18 protein-coding genes are annotated in these 19328 nt (G+C 71.0%); 9 read left to right on the top strand and 9 right to left on the bottom strand.

The features are described 5' to 3' along the window. The first annotated feature begins 61 nt into the window (after positions 1-61). From ABZ725_RS22085 to ABZ725_RS22070, 4 genes are read left to right on the top strand one after another with little or no spacing between them, the layout of a single operon-like run. Entirely contained in the window at positions 62-1216 is a 1155-nt protein-coding gene (locus tag ABZ725_RS22085; RefSeq protein WP_358804295.1) for an ABC transporter ATP-binding protein, read from the top strand. Further along, positions 1213-1959 (top strand): ABC transporter permease subunit, encoded by a 747-nt coding sequence (locus ABZ725_RS22080; RefSeq protein WP_358804294.1) that lies wholly within the window; start codon positions 1213-1215, stop codon positions 1957-1959. Before ABZ725_RS22085 ends, ABZ725_RS22080 begins: the two co-directional genes overlap by 4 nt. Next, positions 1956-2624: an ABC transporter permease gene (locus tag ABZ725_RS22075; protein WP_358804293.1), complete on the top strand. Its 669-nt coding sequence runs from the start codon at positions 1956-1958 to the stop codon at positions 2622-2624. The genes ABZ725_RS22080 and ABZ725_RS22075 overlap by 4 nt, the downstream gene beginning before the upstream one ends. A gap of 46 nt (positions 2625-2670) precedes the next feature. After that, positions 2671-3102 carry a hypothetical protein gene (locus ABZ725_RS22070; RefSeq protein ID WP_358804292.1) on the top strand — a complete coding sequence of 144 codons (432 nt, stop codon included), beginning with the start codon at positions 2671-2673 and terminating at the stop codon, positions 3100-3102. Between the two features lie 234 nt (positions 3103-3336). Here ABZ725_RS22070 and ABZ725_RS22065 read toward each other — a convergent pair whose 3' ends face one another. From ABZ725_RS22065 to ABZ725_RS22050, 4 genes are read right to left on the bottom strand one after another with little or no spacing between them, the layout of a single operon-like run. Next, positions 3337-3936, bottom strand: a complete 600-nt coding sequence (locus ABZ725_RS22065; protein ID WP_351909395.1) for an ATP/GTP-binding protein — start codon at positions 3934-3936, stop codon at positions 3337-3339. Next, positions 3923-4366 (bottom strand): DUF742 domain-containing protein, encoded by a 444-nt coding sequence (locus ABZ725_RS22060; protein WP_358804291.1) that lies wholly within the window; start codon positions 4364-4366, stop codon positions 3923-3925. The genes ABZ725_RS22065 and ABZ725_RS22060 overlap by 14 nt, the downstream gene beginning before the upstream one ends. Positions 4367-4396: 30 nt before the next feature. Next, the gene (locus ABZ725_RS22055) at positions 4397-4873 is read right to left on the bottom strand and encodes a roadblock/LC7 domain-containing protein (RefSeq protein WP_351909391.1); all 477 of its coding nucleotides are present in this window, start codon (positions 4871-4873) and stop codon (positions 4397-4399) included. After that, positions 4870-7953 (bottom strand): ATP-binding protein, encoded by a 3084-nt coding sequence (locus ABZ725_RS22050; RefSeq protein ID WP_358804290.1) that lies wholly within the window; start codon positions 7951-7953, stop codon positions 4870-4872. The genes ABZ725_RS22055 and ABZ725_RS22050 overlap by 4 nt, the downstream gene beginning before the upstream one ends. A 411-nt stretch (positions 7954-8364) precedes the next feature. Here ABZ725_RS22050 and ABZ725_RS22045 point away from each other — a divergent pair, with 411 nt between their 5' ends. Continuing rightward, positions 8365-9324 (top strand): ABC transporter substrate-binding protein, encoded by a 960-nt coding sequence (locus ABZ725_RS22045; RefSeq protein ID WP_358804289.1) that lies wholly within the window; start codon positions 8365-8367, stop codon positions 9322-9324. Positions 9325-9372: 48 nt separating this feature from the next. Continuing rightward, positions 9373-11235 (top strand): aromatic amino acid ammonia-lyase, encoded by a 1863-nt coding sequence (locus ABZ725_RS22040; RefSeq protein WP_358804288.1) that lies wholly within the window; start codon positions 9373-9375, stop codon positions 11233-11235. A 27-nt stretch (positions 11236-11262) separates the two neighbouring features. On the opposite strand, the gene ABZ725_RS22035 is transcribed toward ABZ725_RS22040, so the two are convergent. Beyond that, a complete protein-coding gene (locus tag ABZ725_RS22035; RefSeq protein WP_358804287.1) occupies positions 11263-12633 on the bottom strand; it encodes a glycoside hydrolase family 43 protein in 1371 nt (456 codons plus the stop codon). Between the two features lie 210 nt (positions 12634-12843). Here ABZ725_RS22035 and ABZ725_RS22030 point away from each other — a divergent pair, with 210 nt between their 5' ends. From ABZ725_RS22030 to ABZ725_RS22020, 3 genes are all read left to right on the top strand, one after another. Beyond that, positions 12844-13260 carry an ankyrin repeat domain-containing protein gene (locus ABZ725_RS22030; RefSeq protein WP_358804286.1) on the top strand — a complete coding sequence of 139 codons (417 nt, stop codon included), beginning with the start codon at positions 12844-12846 and terminating at the stop codon, positions 13258-13260. 278 nt (positions 13261-13538) lie between these two features. Beyond that, positions 13539-13946, top strand: a complete 408-nt coding sequence (locus tag ABZ725_RS22025) for a YciI family protein (protein WP_328486261.1) — start codon at positions 13539-13541, stop codon at positions 13944-13946. 8 nt (positions 13947-13954) lie between these two features. Then, the gene (locus tag ABZ725_RS22020; RefSeq protein ID WP_358804531.1) at positions 13955-15100 is read left to right on the top strand and encodes a DUF6596 domain-containing protein; all 1146 of its coding nucleotides are present in this window, start codon (positions 13955-13957) and stop codon (positions 15098-15100) included. A gap of 146 nt (positions 15101-15246) precedes the next feature. Here ABZ725_RS22020 and ABZ725_RS22015 read toward each other — a convergent pair whose 3' ends face one another. The 4 genes from ABZ725_RS22015 to ABZ725_RS22000 all read right to left on the bottom strand — a co-directional run bounded on the left by ABZ725_RS22015 (position 15247) and on the right by ABZ725_RS22000 (position 19303). Then, a complete protein-coding gene (locus ABZ725_RS22015; RefSeq protein ID WP_358804285.1) occupies positions 15247-15798 on the bottom strand; it encodes an ATP/GTP-binding protein in 552 nt (183 codons plus the stop codon). A gap of 115 nt (positions 15799-15913) precedes the next feature. Continuing rightward, entirely contained in the window at positions 15914-16270 is a 357-nt protein-coding gene (locus ABZ725_RS22010) for a DUF742 domain-containing protein (RefSeq protein WP_351909376.1), read from the bottom strand. Position 16271: 1 nt separating this feature from the next. Continuing rightward, on the bottom strand, positions 16272-16706 hold the full coding sequence (locus ABZ725_RS22005) for a roadblock/LC7 domain-containing protein (RefSeq protein WP_358804284.1): 435 nt from the start codon (positions 16704-16706) through the stop codon (positions 16272-16274). A gap of 11 nt (positions 16707-16717) precedes the next feature. Beyond that, positions 16718-19303 (bottom strand): nitrate- and nitrite sensing domain-containing protein, encoded by a 2586-nt coding sequence (locus tag ABZ725_RS22000; RefSeq protein WP_358804283.1) that lies wholly within the window; start codon positions 19301-19303, stop codon positions 16718-16720. Positions 19304-19328: the final 25 nt, after the last annotated feature.

Here is a 19328-nt window from a genome sequence, read left to right as displayed (position 1 = left end):
GCCCGAACTCGCGCGGTCGAGAGTGGGCAGAACTTGCCAGACCCGAAGGGTATTCGGCGTTTTGATACGGATAGATTCAGTCACCAAGCGATACCCGGACGGCACGGTGGCGGTCGACCGGCTCTCTCTCGACATACCGGACCGTGCGATCACCGTCCTCGTCGGCCCCTCGGGCTGCGGCAAGACGACCACCCTGCGGATGATCAACCGGATGGTGGAGCCCAGCGAAGGCTCGATCCTCATCGACGGCGTCGACAGCCGTCAGCAACCGGTCAACACTCTGCGCCGGTCGATGGGTTACGTCATCCAGAACGCCGGACTCTTCCAGCACCGCACGATCGTCGACAACATCGCCACCGTGCCCCGGCTGCTGGGCTGGAGCAAGGACAAGGCCCGCGCGAGGGCCCGGGAGCTGATGGAACGCGTGGGGCTCGACGCCTCGTTCGCCAAGCGTTACCCCTATCAGCTCTCCGGCGGTCAGCAGCAGCGCGTCGGCGTGGCCCGGGCGCTCGCCGCCGATCCGCCGGTGCTGCTGATGGACGAGCCGTTCTCCGCCGTCGACCCCGTCGTCCGCAAGGGCCTGCAGGAGGAGCTCCTGCGCATCCAGTCGGAGTTGGGCAAGACGATCGTCTTCGTCACGCACGACATCGACGAGGCGGTCAAGCTCGGCACGATGGTCGCCGTACTGCGCACCGGCGGCCGGCTCGCGCAGTTCGCGCCGCCCGCCGAGCTGTTGTCCGACCCCGCCGACGCGTTCGTCGAGGACTTCCTCGGCGCCGACCGGGGCATCCGGCGTCTGTCGTTCTTCTCCTCGGCCGGCCTGGAACTGCTCACCGTTCCGATCGTCGCGATCGACGCCACCGCCGAACAGATCGCCGCTCGCGGTGCGGTAGAAACCCCTTACCTCCTTGTTACCGGCCTGGATGGCCGTCCGCTCGGCTGGAGCGAGCCCGGTGAGCTGACGGCCGGACGGGTCGACGTCGACCGACTGCTGCCGTACGGGCGGCCGTTCGTCGCCGGGCAGGACTCGCTGCGGGCCGCGCTCGACTGTGCCGTGCTGTCGCCCACCGGCTGGGCGGTGGCCGTGGACGCCGAGGGACGAGCCGCCGGAGTCGTCTCGCAGGCGGCCATCGGCGAGGCCATCCGGGGCGCCCACGCGGCAGGCCGTGCGGAGCAGCAGGAGAGCGGGAAGACCGCCCAGAAGGTCGTCCGGTGAACCGCTTCTTCGACATCCCCAGCGACCTCCAGCACGACTGGTTCGGGCTGATCGGGCTGCATCTGCGCGAGGCCCTGCTGCCGGTGCTGGGCGGGCTGCTGCTCGCGCTCCCGCTGGCCCAGCTGTGCGTGCGGCTGCGCTGGCTGTACCCGCCCGTGCTGTGGGTGACGACCGTGCTCTACGCCATCCCGTCCCTGGCCTTCTTCGTCGTCCTCATCGACTACACGGGGCAGACCGAACTGACGGTGATGATCCCGCTCACGATCTACACCCTGGTCGTGCTGGTCCCGGCGATCGTCGACGGCGTCCGCTCGGTGCCGCAGGAGACGCTGGCCGCCGCGACCGCCATGGGCTTCGGCCCCGTACGCCGTTACCTCCAGGTCCAGTTGCCGATCGCGGTGCCCGCCATCATCGCCGGTCTGCGGGTGGCCACCGTGTCCAGCATCAGCCTCGTCAGCGTCGGCATGCTGATCGGCAACCAGGGCGCGCTCGGCAACCTGCTGCACGACGCGCAGATCTACAACCGGCCGGAACTCGCCTGGAACTCCGTGATCACCAGCGCCGCTCTGGCGGTCCTGGCGGACGCCGCGCTGGTCGGCCTCCGTATCCTGCTGACCCCCTGGATGCCGAGCGGAACGGGCGGCAAGGGCGGAAAGGATGGAGCAGGCGGCGGAAAGTCCAAGCCCGCCGAGGGCCGACGTCCCGATCCGGCCGTGCCCGCCCTGGAGGACGCAGCCCGGTGAACGTACTCAATTTCGTAAACGCTTTCTTCAATGACAGCGCGCACTGGCAGGGCTACGACGGAATCCCCACCCGCCTGTGGGAACACGTGCAGTACTCCCTGGAAGCGCTCGCCCTCGCGGCGGTGATCGGGCTGCCGATCGGTCTGGTGACCGGTCACTACGGGCGTGGCGGAAACGTCCTCTCCCTGGTCGCCACCGCCGGCCGGGCGCTGCCCACCTTCGGTCTGCTCGTCGTGACGACCATCGTGCTCGGGTTCGGCATGCTGCCCGTGATGATCCCGCTGGTCGTCCTCGCCGTCCCGCCGATCCTGGTCACCACCTACGAGGCGATGCGCTCCGTCGATCCCTCCCCGGTGGACGCCGCTCGAGGCATGGGCATGCGCGAGTCCGACATCCTGCTGCGGGTCGAACTGCCGGTCGCGCTCCCGATCATCCTCGGCGGTCTGCGCTCGGCGGCCATCCAGATCGTCTCCACGGCCACCATCGCCGCGTACGTCAGTCTCGGCGGCCTCGGTCGCTACATCGTCGACGGCCTCTACCAGCACGACTACGAGAAGGTCGTGGGCGGCGCCACCCTGGTCGCCGGCCTGGCCCTCGCCACGCTCGCGCTGTTCTGGGGGGCGACGAAGCTGACGGTGTCGCCGGGAGTGCGGAGGAGCAACTAGGGCCTGTCCAGGCTGCGTTCGCCCTGTTGTCGGCTACTCTGCCGACGTGGCCGATGAGGAAGAGCACAGCGGGAACGGCCCGGTCCGGCAGCGTCCGTGGGACCTGGCGGTGTCCACCGTCCTGATGGAACTCGTCGGCCTCGCCTTCGCCGGGATCGTCACCCTGGTGACATGGCCGTTCGGGTGGCTGCCCGACCCCGGTCTCGTCCTCTTCATGACCGGCATGTTCGCCGTCTGGCCTGCGGCGGAGTCGTACCGCGCGGGGCCGCCGCGTCGGCGTGCGGTCGTAGCCGCCCTGCTGACGCTGGTCACGGCGACCCTGATCGGGGCCGCGGCGGTGAACTGGGCCTTTCCGGCGCTGGACGACGCCGACATCGGCATCCTCGTCGGCAGTCTTGTCGCGGTGCCCGTCAGCGCGGCCGTGCTGGCCTGGTCGCTCAACAGGGCGACGGTGACAGGGCCTGGCTCCGAGGAGTAGGCCGGACGGCGAGGAGGACGAGTTCGCCGGGCGCCGACATGGCATGGCTGTAGCCGAAGGGCGTGGGGTCGTGCAGGGCGGGCAGGGCGGGCGGGTCGGTGATCGTACGGCCGTCGTCGCCGTCTCCGTCGCCGCCGTTCCGAATGTCGTCGTAACCGTTTTTGTCATGGCTGATGACGGGGACAACTCGGATGCGGGGGAGGCCATTCCTCCCGCACCCGAGTCCCGTTCTCCTCAGCCTTCCGAGCGGGCCAGCGCCTGTTCCAGTACGACGAGCAGGGCGTCCCGTACCGAGCCGCGCTCACGGGCGTCGAAGACCAGGAGCGGGACGCCGTCCGACACGTCGAGGGCCCAGCGGACCTCGTCCAGCGTGTGCGCGACATGACCGTCGAAAGCGTTTACGGCAACGGCGAACGGGATCTGCTTGTGCTCGAAGTAGTCGACGGCGGCGTAGCAGTCGTCGAGACGGCGGGTGTCGACGATGACGAGTCCGCCGATCGCGCCCTCCACGATGTCGTCCCACATGAAACCGAACCGCTCCTGTCCGGGAGTGCCGAACAGGTACAGCTTCAGGGTGGGGTCGATGGTGATGCAGCCGAAGTCCATCGCGACCGTGGTGGTGGTCTTGCGCGGGGTGTGGCTGAGGTCGTCCACCCCGGCCGCGACCTCGGTGATGGCCGCTTCGGTGGTCAGCGGCTCGATCTCGGAGATCGAGCCGACGGCGGTGGTCTTGCCCACGCCGAAGCCGCCCGCGATCACCAGTTTCACCGGCAGCGGCGGCCGTACGGCGGCCTGCCCGGCCGAGGTGCGGACCAGCGGTTCAGTCGGTGTCACGGAGTACCCCCCGGGAGTCGGGGATGGCCCGCAGGCCATCGATAACCCTGCGCAGAACGGATGCGTCGTGGGTGACGCCGGAGTCGGGCACGTGCACCGAGAGCTGTCCCGCCGCCCGCAGGTCCTCGGCGAGGACCCGCACCACGTTCAGGTGCAGCCGCAGCCTGGCCGCGATCTCCGCGATCGACTGCGGCACACGGCAGGCGGCGACGATGTCGTGCTGTTCGAAGGAGAGCCGGCCGAGCGCGGCGAGCCCGTCGGCGGTGGCCACCAACTGGGTCTCCACGGGCATCGTCCGGCCGGACGACGCCTCGCCGGCGCCGCCCGCCACCCGCCCGGCGGTGACCAGGAACGGCCGGACCGCGGGCGCGGGGCCGACGGGGGCGACGCCGTCCTCGCCTGCCCCGCGCGGGGTACGGCCGTCCGCCATCGGAAATCGCTTTCTCTACGGTTGCACGCGTCAACGCGTACGCGTGGCGCCGACGCTGTTCTTGAGTTCCAGGACGAGCTGCGGGCTGAGCGCGCTGCCGGCGCGGTTGGCGAACACCGTCATCTCGTAGGCGATGTTGCCCAGCTTGGCCTCCTTGTCGGTGACCACGCCGAGCACGGCGCCGCTGCCGATGGCGGAGACCAGGACGTGACCGCCCTCCAGGTCGATGATGACCTTGTTCAGTCCGCCCAGGCCGTAGTTGCCGGAGGCGCCGGCGGCCAGGCTGGTGATGCCGGAGACGATCGCGGCCAGCCGCTCGGAGTCGGCGTGCTCGCGTAGCTCCGACACGGCGATCAGCAGCCCGTCGGAGGACACCGCGATGGCGTCCACGACGCCTGCGGTCTCGATCGCGAAACGGTTGAGCAGCCAGGAAAAGTCCGCTGCGGCGGCCCGCAGATCGGTCGGCTTGGCGTCTCCGGCGGGAGTCTCACCTGTCGACGTGCTCACTGCTCGGCTCCTTCCGGAAGGTGGTTCTGGTGGTGCGTGGTGTCCCGGACGGTGATCGGATCGGTGATCAGGTCGGTCCGGTCGGACGACGAGTCGGACGGCTGTGTCCGCTCGGTCCGGTCGGCCCGGTCGGGGTGCTCGTCGGGACGGTGGTCGCGCCGGCGGTCGTTCCGGCGAGCGATGGGGCCTTCGGAGAGGCCGTCGGTGGGGCCGTCGGCGAGGCGCGGGTGTTCACCCGTGTCCCCACCGGTGTCGCGGTGCGCGCGGGCCACGGCCGCCTCGAACTCGTCCAGCGCACTGCGGACGGCGTCCGCGTCGGCGGGGCGGGGAGCCTGCCGTGCCGCCTGCTGGGCGGCGGCGTCGACGGTCGTCCGCAGCGTGGCCCCGCGAACGCGTCGACGGAGGGGACGGGGGCCGTCGCCGCCGAGCGGTGACGGTTCGGCGGAGTGGCCGGCGCGGTCGGTGCCGTCTGCCGCGACCGGTTCCGACCCACGGGTGGGGAGCCCGGGGCGGCCTGCGGGGCCGCCGTCGTGGCCCGCCGTCGTGGAGGCGTGGGGCGCCGGCTCGGGCGTACGGGTGTTCGCCTCGGGTCCGTCTTCCGCGCGGGTGTGGAGCGTCGGCTCGGCCGTGCGGGGTGCCGGGATGCCTGGTGCGGCCGGGTGGGTGCGGGCCGCGGGGCTCGCAGCATCATCGGTCGCGGCCGAGGCAGGGACGGGGCTGTCCGGTGCGGCCGCGGCGGTCGGTGCTTCGGACCGGCCCGGGGCGGCGAGGGCCTCGGACTTCGCCGTACGGGCCGAAGTGCCGGACCCGGCCGTGGCGGAGTCCGTCGTAGCGGAGTGGGCCGTGGCCGAGTCGGTCGTCGGGTCGTCGGCGGTGGCCGTCGGGGTGAGAGGGGCCTCCGCGTCCCGGTCGGCGGGGGACGGGTCGCGGCGGGGCACCCTGCGGGGGAGCGAGTTCGGGTCGTCCTCGCTCGTGGCCCAGGACGGGACCGAGGAGGACGGGGAGGGGCCGGCCGCGGGAGCCGACGGGGCGGCGAATGCGGCGGAGGCGAGGGAGGAAGGCGGGGCGAGGGGGGCGGGCTTCCCCGCCGGGCCGACCTCGCTCATCGTCAGGAGCAGGGTCGAGGGGATCAGCACCTCGGCCGTCACACCGCCGCCCGGGGTGCGGGACAGGGTGACGTCGACGTCCCAGCGGCGGGCGAGCGCGCCGACCACGAACAGGCCGAGCACCCTCGTCGGGACGAGGTCGAGGCGTTCGCGGCGCACCAGACGGGCGTTCTCCTCGGCGAGACGCTCGACGCTCATGCCCAGGCCGTGGTCGGCGACGGTGATCGACGCGCCGTCGGGGTCGGTGCCGACGACCACCTCGACGGGGCTGCCCTCGGGCGAGAACGACACGGCGTTCTCGAGGAGTTCGGCGATCATCAGCGTCAGGTCGCCGATGATGTCGGGCTCGACCATGGTCTCGGTCGCGGCCCGCAGCTGTACCCGCTGGAAGCCTTCGATCTGGCCCAGCGCGGCGCGTACGACGTTGGTGAGGGCGGTCGGACCGCCGTCCAGGACGGTCTCGCGGATGCCGGCCAGCAGCATCAGGCTGTCGGCGTTGCGGCGCAGGCGGACCGCGATGTGGTCGATGGAGTAGAGACGCTCGAGCAGCGCCGGGTCGGTCTCGCCGCGCTCCACCGCGTCGATCAGCGCAAGCTGGCGAGTCGTCAGGTTGCTGACGCGGCGGCCGACGTTGCCGAACATCTCGGCGACGTTGCGCCGGCTGAGCACCTGGCGCTCCAGCAGCGCGGCCGCGGTGGTCTGCACGTTGTTGAAGGCCTCGGCGAGTTCGCCGATCTCGTCGTCCGCGGTGACCGGGAGTTCGCGCAGCCGCGGGGGGCCGGACTCCTCGGCGTCGTCGTCGGCGACCCGGGCGAGCTCGCGGCCGGCGACGTCCGCGACCTCCTGGGCGGCGCCGGTCAGCGCCAGCACCGGGCGGACCACGGAGCGGCGGACCAGGATGGAGAAGGCGATCCAGAGCGCGAAGCCGATCAGGGTCAGGTTCAGCAGCACGCCGACGCGCCACTGAGCGCTGACCGAGGCGTCGTCGGCGCGGTCGGCGATCTGGTCGATGAGCGCGGTGGTGATCTGCAGCCGGGTGCCGGCCTGCGCGCTGTAGTCGGGGTAGGAGGCGATGGCCGTCCGGAACGCTCTGCGGATGTCGGCCGTCGACTCGGCCTGCAGGGCGCTCGGATCGACGGCCAGTTCGGCGAAGTGCCGGCCGATGGAGGCCTGCGCGGGGTTGTGCTCGATGTCGCCGAGCTTGTCGGACTGCGCGTCGGTGGCGAACCGGTCGAACCGCTGGGCCTGGTAGGTGTACAGCTCGTACGAGCCGACCGCGCCGGTGAACTCGATGAGCGCGTTGCTGTCGCCGGTGCGGGCGGAGAACACGCCGGTCTCGTAGGCGCCGTGGGCGGCGTCGGCGCGCAGCAGCGAGTCGAGCAGGTTGCCGGTGAAGGTCGTGGCCAGCGCGGAGTTGCGGTCCAGGCCCAAGCCGTCGATGAGGCCGGTGGCGGCGCCGGAGTACGCGGGGTCGATGTTGTCGGCGGGCAGATAGCCCTGCTCGATGGTGGAGCGCAGCCCGCTCAGGCCCTCGACTTCCCGCAGGGCCTGAGCCTCGGTGTCCGGCAGCCGGTCGCCGAACGTGCTGACCACCTTCTTGACCTGGGCGTCCACGGCGAGTTGCGACTGCCGGTACGCGTCGGTCGAGGGGGTGCCGCCGTCGAGGGACGCCTCGTGCCGCACGGAGAGCAGGATGGCCTGCTGGTGTTCGTTCTGCAGTTCGGAGACGAGCTGGGCCACCTGGGCGCTGTCACGCACCAGTTGTGCGGAGTCCTCCGCGCGGTTGGACTCCTGCACCAGGTCGACGATGAGATACGTCAGCAGCAGGGCGATCACCGCGAGCGGGATACCGACGAGTACGTTCAGCTTGCGCTGGAAGGGCCACCGGTCGGCGAAACCTCGCAGACTCCGACGCACGGACGACGGCGCCGAGGGTGCCGACCGGGCGGGCGCGTCCACCTCTTTCGTGGACACCGGGCCTCCTTCAAAAGGGCGTTGCAGGCGTGCAGGGGGTGTTGCATGCGTGCCGTTTTCCTGCTGTTTCCTGCACGCAAGTGTCCGAAAATCAATGACACCGGAGTGGCCCCCGTACACCGCCGTGGCCGACGCCGACTGCTGTGGCGGACGCCAACTCCGGCGACACTATCGCCTATTCGAACGGTCGAGCGCGTCGCCCTACGTCAAGAATCGATTACGAAGCGGCATACGAGGGCCTTCTGGGGGCCTCCGGAGGGGTACACAGGTGATCTCCCGATCCGCACGTAAGTGATCACGGATCGAAGCCAATCGGTAATCCTGCCGACCTTGACTGACCGAGAAGCGGCTGGATTGGATCAGGCCACAGTGTTTGAGTTTTCATCGACCCCCCAGCTCGGAACGGGAACCGTGACTTCCAACGCCCACAGCAGCAGGTCCCTCAGGAACCACCCCGGTGCAGCGGCCGTCGCCCTCGCCGCGATGACGGCCCTGCTGGCGGGATGCTCCTCCTCGTCCGACGACACCTCCGACCCGCTGGCCGGCGACAAGGCGGCCGGCGACACCGTGGTCGTCGGATCCAACAACTTCGCCGAGAGCATCCTGATCGCCGACATCTACGGCGAGGCTCTGAAGGCCAAGGGCATCAAGGTGTCCTACAAGCCCAACATCGGCAGCCGTGAGACCACGTACGGCCTGCTCAAGAACGGTTCCATCACTGTTCTCCCGGAGTACAACGGCTCGCTGCTGGCCTACCTCGACGCGAAGGCCGAGCAGAAGTCGCTCGAGACCGTGAACGCCGCGGCGAAGGCCAAGCTCGACTCCAAGCTGACGCTGCTGGAGTCGTCGCCCGCCGAGGACAAGGACTCCGTCACGCTCAACGCGGAGACCGCGAAGAAGTACAACCTCACCGCGGCGTCCACGCTCGCCGACCTCAAGGACGTCGCGCCGGAGCTGGTGCTGGGCGGTTCGCCCGAGTTCCAGACCCGTCAGCAGGGCATGGTCGGTCTGGAGTCGGTGTACGGGCTGAAGTTCAAGTCCTTCAAGGCGCTCGACGCGGGCGGCCCGCTGACCCAGGCGGCGCTGAAGCAGAACACCGTGCAGGCCGCGGACATCTTCACCACGGACCCGACCATCACCAAGGAGAAGTTCGTCGTCCTCCAGGACCCGGAGAACCTCTTCGGATTCGCGAACGTGACTCCGCTGGTCTACAAGAGCGGGCTCTCCCAGGAGGGCATCGACGCGCTCGACGCCGTCTCCGCCAAGCTCGACACGAAGACCCTGCTCGACCTGGACTCCCAGGTGCAGTTGGAGAGCAAGGACCCGCTGGACGTCGCCAAGGCGTGGCTGAAGTCGGCCGGCCTGGGCTGAGCCTCCCCCGCATCTCCGACACCGCCGGACCACTGGACCACTGGACCGTTGGACACAACAGCAAACGGACCGGCCCGGGTTGCCCCGCACCGCGTGGGCGCCCGGATCGTCCTGAACGGAACCACCCTCACCGTCGGCGAGCTGATCGCGCTCGCCGACGGTGCGGCCGTGCCCGCGGTGGACCCCGAGGCCCGCGAGCGGGCCGTCCGCTCCTGGCGGACCGCTGGGCAGCTCGCCGCAAGCGGACGGCTCTACGGTCGCGGCACCGGCGTCGGCGCACAGCGCTCGGTGCCGGTCGAGGAGGCCGACGAGGCCGCGCACAGCCTGCGTGTGCTGCGCAGCCATGCGGGCGGAGCGGGTGCCCTGCTCCCCGCCCGCCAGGTCCGGGCGATGCTCGCGGTCCGCGCCAACCAGCTACTCGCCGGCGGCTCCGGCATCCAGCCCGCCTTCATCGACGCCCTCGCCGATGCCCTGCGCCTCGGCGTCCACCCGGCCGTCAACGAGTACGGCGCCATCGGCACCGGCGACCTGACGGCCCTGGCCCAGACGGGCCTGACGCTCATCGGCGAACGGGCCTGGATCGGCGGCGAACGGACCTGGACCGGCGGCGAGTCGGTGCGTTCGTCGGGTTCGGCGGAGCGGTCTTCGGCGCAAGGTCGTGCGGGTGCGGGTGCGGGTGCGGGTGCGGGTGCGGGTGCGGGTGCGGGTGCGTGGGCGGACGGTCGTTCGGGGGCCTCGGCCGGCCGGGCGCTCGCCGAGGTACATGCTGACCCGCCTGCGGACACACCAGCCGACCCGCCTGCCGAGCCGCCTGCTGTTTCTCACCGTGCTCAGCCGGTTTCGCCCGCACGGCTCACGGTGGTTCCCGTCGCTCAGCCCGCTGCCGTGAGCGCCGCCCCGCTGTCCGGGCCCGTTCCCCACACCACCCCCGTACCCGCACCCACCCCCACACTCGCCCCCGCCGGCTTTCCGGCGCCCGTCACGCTCCAGCCCGGGGACGCCCTCGCGCTGCTCAGCAGCAACGCCCTCACACTCGGGCAAGCCGCGCTGGCCCAACGGGAGTTGGATGTGTTGCTGCGGGCCACGCACGCCGTCGCCGCGCTGTCCCTCGCCGCGGTGTCCGGCTCGCCCGAGGCGTACGCAGCGCCCGTGCACGCCCTGCGGCCCTATCCCGGCGCGGCCCGCGCGGCCGGTGAGGTGCGGCGGCTGCTCGGGCTGCCCGACCGGCCGCCGCAACGTCAAGGCGGGCGTATCCAGGATCCGTTCGGCTTCCGCGCCTTTCCCCAGGCGCACGGCTGCGCCCTGGACGCCTCCGAGCGGCTGCGCGAGATCATCGAGGTGGAGGTCAACTGCCCCTCGGAGAACCCCCTCATGGACGGCGACGGAACCGCCGCCTATCACCACGGCGGATTCTTCGCCGCACCCCTGGGCCTCGCCCTGGACGCCGCCGACCTCGCCCTGCTGCAGACCGCCCAGCTCTCCGCCGCCCGTCTGGCCGCGCTCGGCGACCCCGGGCTCACCGGTCTGTCCGCGTTCCTCGGATCCGGGCCCGCGAGCAGCTCGGGCACGATGATCCTGGAGTACACGGCCAACTCGGCGCTGGCGGAGCTGCGTTCCTGCACGGCACCTGCCTCGGCGGGTCACGCCGTCCTCTCGCGGGGCCTGGAGGAGGCCGCCAGCTTCGCCGGACAGGCCGCCCGCCAGGCCCTTCGCGCGACGGACGCCTACGCCACCGTCCTGGCCTGCGAACTGGTCAGCTCCGTAAGGGCGTTGAGGATGCATCCGGTGCCGCCGCCGGTCGCCGCATTCGCCGTGGCGGCGGCCGCCCTGCCCGCGGACACGGACGACCGCCCCCTGACCGGCGACGTGACGGCGGCGACCGAACTGCTGCCGGTGCTCGCCGAGTTGTGAGCCGAAGGCCCTCTTGGACGACTCCGCTCAGTAGCCCACGTAGAACGTCGCGTCCTGCTGCTCCGTGGTCGTCGAGATCGGGTCGATGCGCAGCACGTAGTTCGAGTGCCGGATGTAGCGGGTCGGGTTGTTGTACGAGCGGAACGACGACCAGCCGGCGTCCGCCAGGCCCGCCGTGCGGTAGAAGGTCGCGTCCCCGGCGAACGTCGACGTGCCGTCGTTGACGTCGAGTTGGAGCTGGTAGTTGTAGTGCCGCAGGTAGCGGGTCGGGTAGTTCACCGACTGGAAGGAGACCCCGGAGCTGTCCGCCAGGCCGGGCACGAGCTTCCACTCCGAGTCCGTGTACAGGTCGAAGGGGTAGGCGTCGATGCGGCCGATGTAGTTGGAGTGGCGGACGTAACGGTCGGGGTAGTTGTAGGACTTGAGCCGGTTCCAGGCCGGAGCGCCCCAGTGGGCGACGAGGTTGCTGTACTGGGTGCTGGTGATCGTCGTGATGCCGCAGTGCTTGGAGTTGACCGGCTGGGTGTAGGTCTTCTGATCGAGAGCCGTCCAGGTGCCCGCCGCCAGGTCCGTGGACTGCCAGGCGTAGAACACGCCGTTGGGGGTGTACGTGTCTCCCCAGAGCCACCAGGTGCTGGACGTGAGGGACTTGACCAGGGTCGGCGCCTCGGTGCCCCCGTGCGCGACACCCGTGTTGAAGACCGTGAAGCTGCCCGGGTCGAGGGAGGTGGACCGCGCGCCCACCAGCGTCTGGTCCTTCTTGAAGTAGAGGTAGTTCACGCCGTTCACGCCCACGGCCATGTCGCCGTCGATCACGTCGTAGCCGGGGTCGAAGAAGACCTGGGGCGCCGAGGCCGTGACGAAGTCGGTCGTGTAGTTGACCATGAGCACGTTGTGGCCGCTGTCGTTGACGGCGGAGTAGATGAGCGCGTACTGCCCGCGCCCCGCGTCCCAGAACGCCTCCGGCGCCCAGCTGTGGGTGTTCAGGTCGTGCAGCTTCAGCCGGTGGTACCCGGTGAAGGTGCGCAGGTCGGTCGAGTTCCACACATGGACGTACTGGCTGACGTAACTCCAGTCGGTGCCCTTGAGGTCGGTGGCGAGCACCACGAAGGTGCCGTCCTGCTTGCGCAGGATGAACGGGTCGCGCAGCCCCAGCGCGCCCTCGGTCGGCGTGACGACCGGGTTGTTCTGGTTCAGCGGCATCCAGCGCAACCCGTCCGTGCTGACGGCGAGGTGGAGGCCGTAGTCGGTGCCGAGGCCGAGGCTGGTCGACTCGGTGAAGTAGCCCATCACGTATGCGGAGTCGGCCGCGTGGGCGGCCGGGACGCCGAGAGTGAGCGCCACGGGGACGGAAGCGGCCGCTCCGAGGAAGAGACGGCGGGACGGGTTGGGGGTCATATATGCGCTCCAGGGGGTGCGGGGGCCCGTTGACGCCGACCGAAAGTTCGAAATATCGAACTAGGTTCGGCGAGTCGGTCAGAAGGTAGGGGCGGGAGAGGAACAGGTCAATCACTGCGACACGCTTGGCGGTTTCCCGCCTTGGGGCTGTGCGCTGCCGATGGAAAATCCGACGCCTTCGTCGCTCGACAGGGCCTAGTCTCGGCGTCCGTGAACAGGAGACGGCAGAAGAAACTGACGAAGCGTCTGATGGCGGCGGCCATGTTCGAGGAGGCCGCGGAGGTCGAGTTGTTGCTTCGTGCCGGCGCCGATCCGGCCGCAGCCGATGCCGACGGCACGACTCCGCTGTACGCGGCCAGTGTTCAGGGCGCCGCCGACACGGCACGCACACTGCTCGCGGCCGGTGCGCCGCCCGACGCCGAGAGCGCAGGACTCGGCGCCGAGGGAACGCCCCTGTGCGCGGCGGCCTGCTGGGGCCACACCGAGACGGTCCGCACTCTTCTCGCCCACGGTGCCGACCCCAACCTCCGCGAGGACCACGGCACCGGGATGACCCCCCTCGAATGGGCGGCCGCGGGACCCCACCCGGAAACCGTTTCCGTACTGCGTGCCGCGGGGGCACGCTGACGGGATCTCCGGTTTCTGACGAGGACACCGAGGACGACGACACCGAGGACGAGGACACGGAGGGCGACGACACCGAGGACGAGGACTGACGCGCATCCGCTCCCTGCACCGTTCGTTGGACACGGAAACACCCGCGCACGACGCCGGGAGACGGCGGGCCCAGGCTCATCCACGGGAGCCCGGAAAAAATATCGGACGACGATGTCGAGAACCGGTGACCGGCTCCGTCCCCGCAATGAACGCGACCACAAGGGGTCGCGCCACCGAGGAGAGACACGATGGCCAAGTACTTGCTGCTCAAGCACTACCGCGGCGCCCCGGCTGCGGTCAACGACGTGCCGATGGAGAAGTGGACGCCGGAGGAGATCTCGGCCCATGTGCAGTACATGCGCGACTTCGCCACCCGGCTCGAAGGGACCGGCGAGTTCGTCGACGGACAGGCGCTCGCTCCCGGCGGCACGTTCGTCCGGTACGACGGCGAGGGCCGCCCACCGGTCACCGACGGCCCGTTCGCCGAGACCAAGGACCTCATCGCCGGATGGATGGTGATCGACGTCGACAGTTACGAGCGCGCCCTCGAACTGGCCGGAGAGCTGTCGGCCGCCCCGGGGGCAGGCGGGGAACCGATCCACGAGTGGCTGGAGCTGCGCCCGTTCCTGACCGAGCCGCCCACCGTCACGGAGTGACCCTGCCCATGGACGAGGCACTGCTGCGCAGCCTCACCCCCGGTGTGCTCGCGATCCTCGTCCGCCGCGGAGCAGACTTCGCGGCGGCAGAGGACGCCGTGCAGGACGCCCTGCTCCAGGCGGTCCGCGTCTGGCCGGCCGACCCTCCGCGGGATGCGAAGGGCTGGCTGGTCACCGTGGCCTGGCACAAGTTCCTCGACGCGACCAGGGCGGACGCCGCCCGCCGCCGCCGTGAGGACCTCGTCGACGAGGAACCGGCGCCCGGGACCGCGCCCGCGGTGGACGACACGCTCCGGCTCTACTTCCTGTGCGCCCATCCGTCGCTGACCCCGGCGTCCGCGGTCGCGCTCACCCTGCGGGCCGTCGGCGGTCTCACCACTCGCCAGATCGCCCAGGCCTATCTGGTGCCCGAGGCGACCATGGCGCAGCGCATCAGCCGGGCCAAGCGCACCGTCTCCGACGTGCGATTCGACCAGCCCGGCGATGTCGCCACCGTGCTGCGCGTCCTCTACCTGGTCTTCAACGAGGGCTACTCCGGCGACGTCGACCTCGCCGCCGAGGCCATCCGGCTCACCCGGCAGCTCGCGGCCGCGATCGACCACCCCGAGGTGGCCGGGCTGCTCGCCCTCATGCTGCTCCACCACGCCCGGCGCGCCGCCCGGACCGCGCCCGACGGCAGCCTGGTGCCGCTCGCCGAACAGGACCGCGGCCGCTGGGACACCGCGTTGATCGCCGAGGGCGTCGGGATCCTCCAGTCGGCCCTCGCCCGCGACCGGCTGGGCGAGTTCCAGGCGCAGGCCGCCGTCGCGGCACTCCACGCCGACGCGCCCACCGCCGAGGAGACCGACTGGGTGCAGATCGTCGAGTGGTACGACGAGCTCACGCGCCTGACCGACAGCCCGGTCGTCCGGCTCAACCGCGCGGTCGCCGTCGGGGAGGCCGACGGACCGCGCGCCGGCCTGGCGGCGCTCGCCGCGCTGGATGCCTCACTGCCCCGCTACGCCGCGGTGGCGGCGTACCTCCATGAGCGCGACGGCGACCTGGCGACGGCGGCACTGCTGTACGCCGAGGCGGCCCACAAGGCGCCCAACCTCGCCGAGCGCGACCACCTGACGCGCCAGGCCGCCCGGCTCAACGCCCGCGGGTGTCGCTGACGGGTCGGGCTCGGGTCCTCCGGCGGCAGCGGTCGCGCCCCCGTGGCCGGCGCGGTCGCCTCACAGCGAGCGGGCGGGTCGAGACCAGCTGCACGACGCGTTGCCGACGGGGAAGCTCCGCGGCGAGGCCGTCGTGCGGCGCGGAATCAGCGCGTCGGGCTCGGTCGAGGCGTGACGTCGTCGATCAGCCGGTCGATCAGGGCGATCAGCACGTCCCGGCACGACTCCCGCTCCCGCGCGTCACACAGCAGCACCGGAACGTGCTCCGGCAGCGCCAGTGACTCCCTGATCTCCTCCGTGGGATAGGGATGCAGTCCGTGGAAACCGTTTACGGCCATGACGAAGGGGATGCCCCGGCGTTCGAAGAAGTCGATGGCGGCGAAGCTGGACTCCGGCCTGCGCACGTCGATGAGGACCACCGCCCCGAGAGCGCCGATCGCCAGGTCGTTCCACATGAACCAGAACCGCTGCTGGCCGGGCGTGCCGAAGAGATACAGCACCAGATCGGCGCCGATGGTGATCCGCCCGAAGTCGAGGGCCACGGTCGTGGACCGTTTCTCCTCGATGCCCTTCAGATCGTCGACGTCCAGCCCGGTGGCGGTCAGCGGCTCCTCCGTGCGCAACGGCGCTATCTCGCTGACCGCGCCGACCATGGTGGTCTTGCCGACGCCGAAACCGCCGGCGATGAGGATCTTCACCGCGTCGGGCGCCGCTGCCGCGTCGGCGGCGGAAGCGACTTGGGAAACAGTGTCGGAAGCGGCTTGGGAAACAGCGTCGGAAGCGGTTTGGGAAGCAGCGCCGGAAGCGGCGGGATCAGATCCGGCCAAGGCCGTCCCTCACTTTCTGCAACAGGTCCAGGTCCGGGGTGCCGGTGACGGGACGCGGCGGCCGGGCCGTGATCAGGCCCGCCTCCAGCAGATCGCAGAGCATGATGACGACCACGCTGACCGGCAGGTCGAGGTGGGCCGCGAGTTCCGCCACCGCGACCGGCCGGGCGCACAGCCGCAGGATCCGGGAGTGTTCCGGTTGCGGCCGGGCGGCCCGCTGGGGCGGCGGGTCCACTGCGGTGACGGTCGTGATGAGCGTGAAGTCGGCGCGGCTGGGCCGGGTCCGCCCACCGGTGAGGGTGAACGGCCGGACGAGCCGGCCCGCTTCGTCGCCTCCGCTCACCTCACCCGCCGTTGGTGCGCACGGCGGGACCGACATGGGCCCGCGGCGCCGCACTGAGGTGCTCGCCGATCTTCTTCACCAACATGTTCATCTGGTACGCCACCACGCCGACGTCCGCGTTCTTCCCGGCCAGCACGACGAGATGGGCCCCCGGGCCGGCCGACGTGAGGATCAGATAGCTGTTGGCCATCTCGATGAGTGCCTGGCGCACCGGGCCGCCGCGGAAATCCATGCTGACGCCCTTGCTGAGACTCATCAGGCCGGACGCCGTCGCCGCCAGCCGCTCCGCGTCCTCACGCAGGAAACCGGTGGACTTGCTGACCACCAACCCGTCCTCGGAGAGCACGACGGCCTGGTTCACATCGGCGACCCGGTCCACGAGACCGGTGAGCAGCTGGTCGAGCTGGGTGTTCGTGCCAGGGACGGAGTGTGTCATCGCGGTGTCCTTCATGAGCGGTCGGCGGGCGGTGTCGGGGTCTGGGGGATGCCTGCGGCAGCGACCGGCGGGCCGAGGACGTCGTCCTCGGCGGCCGCGTCCTGTGGGCAGGGCGCCGGCTCGTCGGCGTCGGCGTGTGCCCGCAGCGTGCCGCGCTGGAAACCGGCGAGGGAAGAGGCGGCGCGCTCCGCGGTGAAGTCGTCCGGGTAACCGTCTTCATCGAGGGACGCAGCGGATGCGGCGGCCGCGGAGTCCTCGCGCAACTCGGTGGCGAGGCTGGTCTGCGGGATCCGACGGGGAAGCGGGACGAGGCCGTCGGGGCGGGAGGCCGGCGCTCCGGTGACCCGGGGCGACGCCGCCCCGCGTGCTGCGGCGGCCGATGAGGGGGGTGCGGTGTCGGACGTCCGCTCGCCGCCGGCGGGCGAGTCGAGATCCGGGGCTGAGCCGGCGTTCTGTGCCGGGAGGGATGACGGTTCCTGCTCGGGCCCGGAGTTGCCGGGCTCCCGCTCCGGGCTGGACATGTCCGCCGCCGCGCGGGAGCCCGAGGCCTCCCGCGCCGGGTCCGATGTGTCCCGTCCCGGCGACGGGAGGTCCGTCTCCGGTGCGCGAGGGCCGGCGGTTCTCGGTTCGCGGGAGAGCTCTGCCGCAGGGGTTTCGGAGGTGGGCGCCTCGCGGACCACGATGTCGTCCGGGACCAGCACGATCGCCGTGGTCCCGCCGTACGGCGAGGAGCGCAGGGTCACGGCGATGCCGTGTCGGGTCGCGAGCCGGGCGATCACGAACATGCCCAGCCGCAGGTCGTCCGCGAGCGCGACCACGTCGAACTGGGGCGGGACCGCCAACTGGGCGTTGAACGAGACGTAGTCCTCCTCGGACATCCCGAGGCCGCGGTCCTCGACCTCGATCGCCAGGCCCCTCGCCACCAGCGCGGCCCGTACCCCGACCGGACCGGGCGCCGGCGAGTAGGAGGTCGCGTTGTCGATGAGCTCGGCGAGCAGATGGATGACGTCCGCCACGGCGGGCGGCGCGATGTACACCTCCTCCTCGGTGTGCACCTCCACCCGCCGGTACTCGGCGACCTCCCCGACGGCACTGCGCAGGATGTCGATCAGCGCCACCGGCTCCGCCCAGCTGCGGCCTGGCCGGCCGCCGCTGATGATGACGAGGTTCTCCTCGTAGCGACGCAACTGGCTGGCCGTGGAGTCCAGTTCGTACAGACCGTTGAGGACGTCCGGGTCCTGGTGCCGGCGCTCCAGCGCGTCGAGCTTGCTGAGCTGGAGGTTGACCAGGTTCTGGCTCTGCCGGGCGATGCCCAGGATGACCTTCTGGAAACCGCGCCGGGTGTCGGCGAGTTCGACCGCGGTGAGGACGGCGGTGCGCTGCGCGGTGTTGAACGCCTTGGCCACCTGGCCGAGTTCGTCGCTGCCGTAGTCCAACGGCGGGGTCTCCGCGTCCACGTCGACGGTCTCGCCCCGGTCCAGCCGGGCCACCACGTCCGGGAGCCGTTCGTGCGCCAGACTCAGCGTCGCCATCCGCAGCCCGCGCAGCCGCCGCGACAGCGAGCGGGTGATCCGCCAGGACATGCCGACGCACACCAGCAGGGCGACGAGACCGCCGGCGCTGAGCGAGGCGGCCGTGATCAGCAGACCGCGCGCGTCGTCCGCGCTGCGCTGCAGCAGCTCCGTGGTCTGCTGCCGGATCAGCGCCGAGTACTGATCGGAGACATCGATGAGTGCGGCGCGCCACTGCTTCTGCACGTTCGGCAACACGATGTCACCGTTTTCGCTCGGTTTCGCCCGGGCCGCGAGCACCTTGTCCTCGATGGACTCCAGGATCTGCCACTGGTAGCTCGTCAGGATCTTCTCGGTCTGCGTCTTGGCGGCGCCGGTGAGCGAGGGCACGATCTGGTCCTGCACGAGCCAGCGGCGTGAGTGCACCAGCTGCGCGAACTCGGACCACGCCTTCTCGTCCATCCGCCGCTCGGGCCCGGCCAGGGTGAGGGTGAGGTCCTCCTCGGAGACCAGTTCGGCGGCGTGCTCCAGGGCGACGAGCGGGCCGGCCTGCGAGGTGAGGTCGCCGTCGTCGACCTGGGACAGTTCCTGGAAGGCGTGGATCTGGTCGTCGATGATCGAGGTGTACTGGTCCAGGGCCTGAGCGGCGGTGATGTCGGTGGGGTCGTCCACCTGGCCCCGGTAGTACTCCAGGCTGCCCGCGGAGGCGACGACCGAGTAGAGCCGGTCCCTGACGCGGGCGGGCGCCCGCTGGATGTCGTCCGCCCGGCTGACCAGCTCGGCGACCGCCGCGTCCGTCTTCGTGCGTTGTGCCTCCAGCGCGGCCCGGGAGCCGTCGGGCGCGGTCAGCCATACGGCCGACAGGCTGCGTTCCTGCTGCAGCGCGAGCGTCGCCTCGGTGCCCATCGCGCCGGTCGACCGGCTCAGTTCGGTCTGATCGCGCAGCCGAAGCCCCTCCGTGAACATCTGGGTCGTCGTCACACCCCACATGGCGGTGAGCGTGACGCTGGGCACCAGTGCCAGGAGGATCAGGGAGAGACGTATGGAGCCGAGACGGCGGCGCCGGGCGCCTGTCCGTGGAGACATAGTCGTCCTAGGGCGATCTGCGGGG

Source organism: Streptomyces sp. NPDC006872 (assembly GCF_040635845.1).
GTDB lineage: Bacteria > Actinomycetota > Actinomycetes > Streptomycetales > Streptomycetaceae > Streptomyces.
Note: the sequence above shows the minus strand (reverse complement) of the source record. Positions and strands in the feature narration are given on the sequence as shown.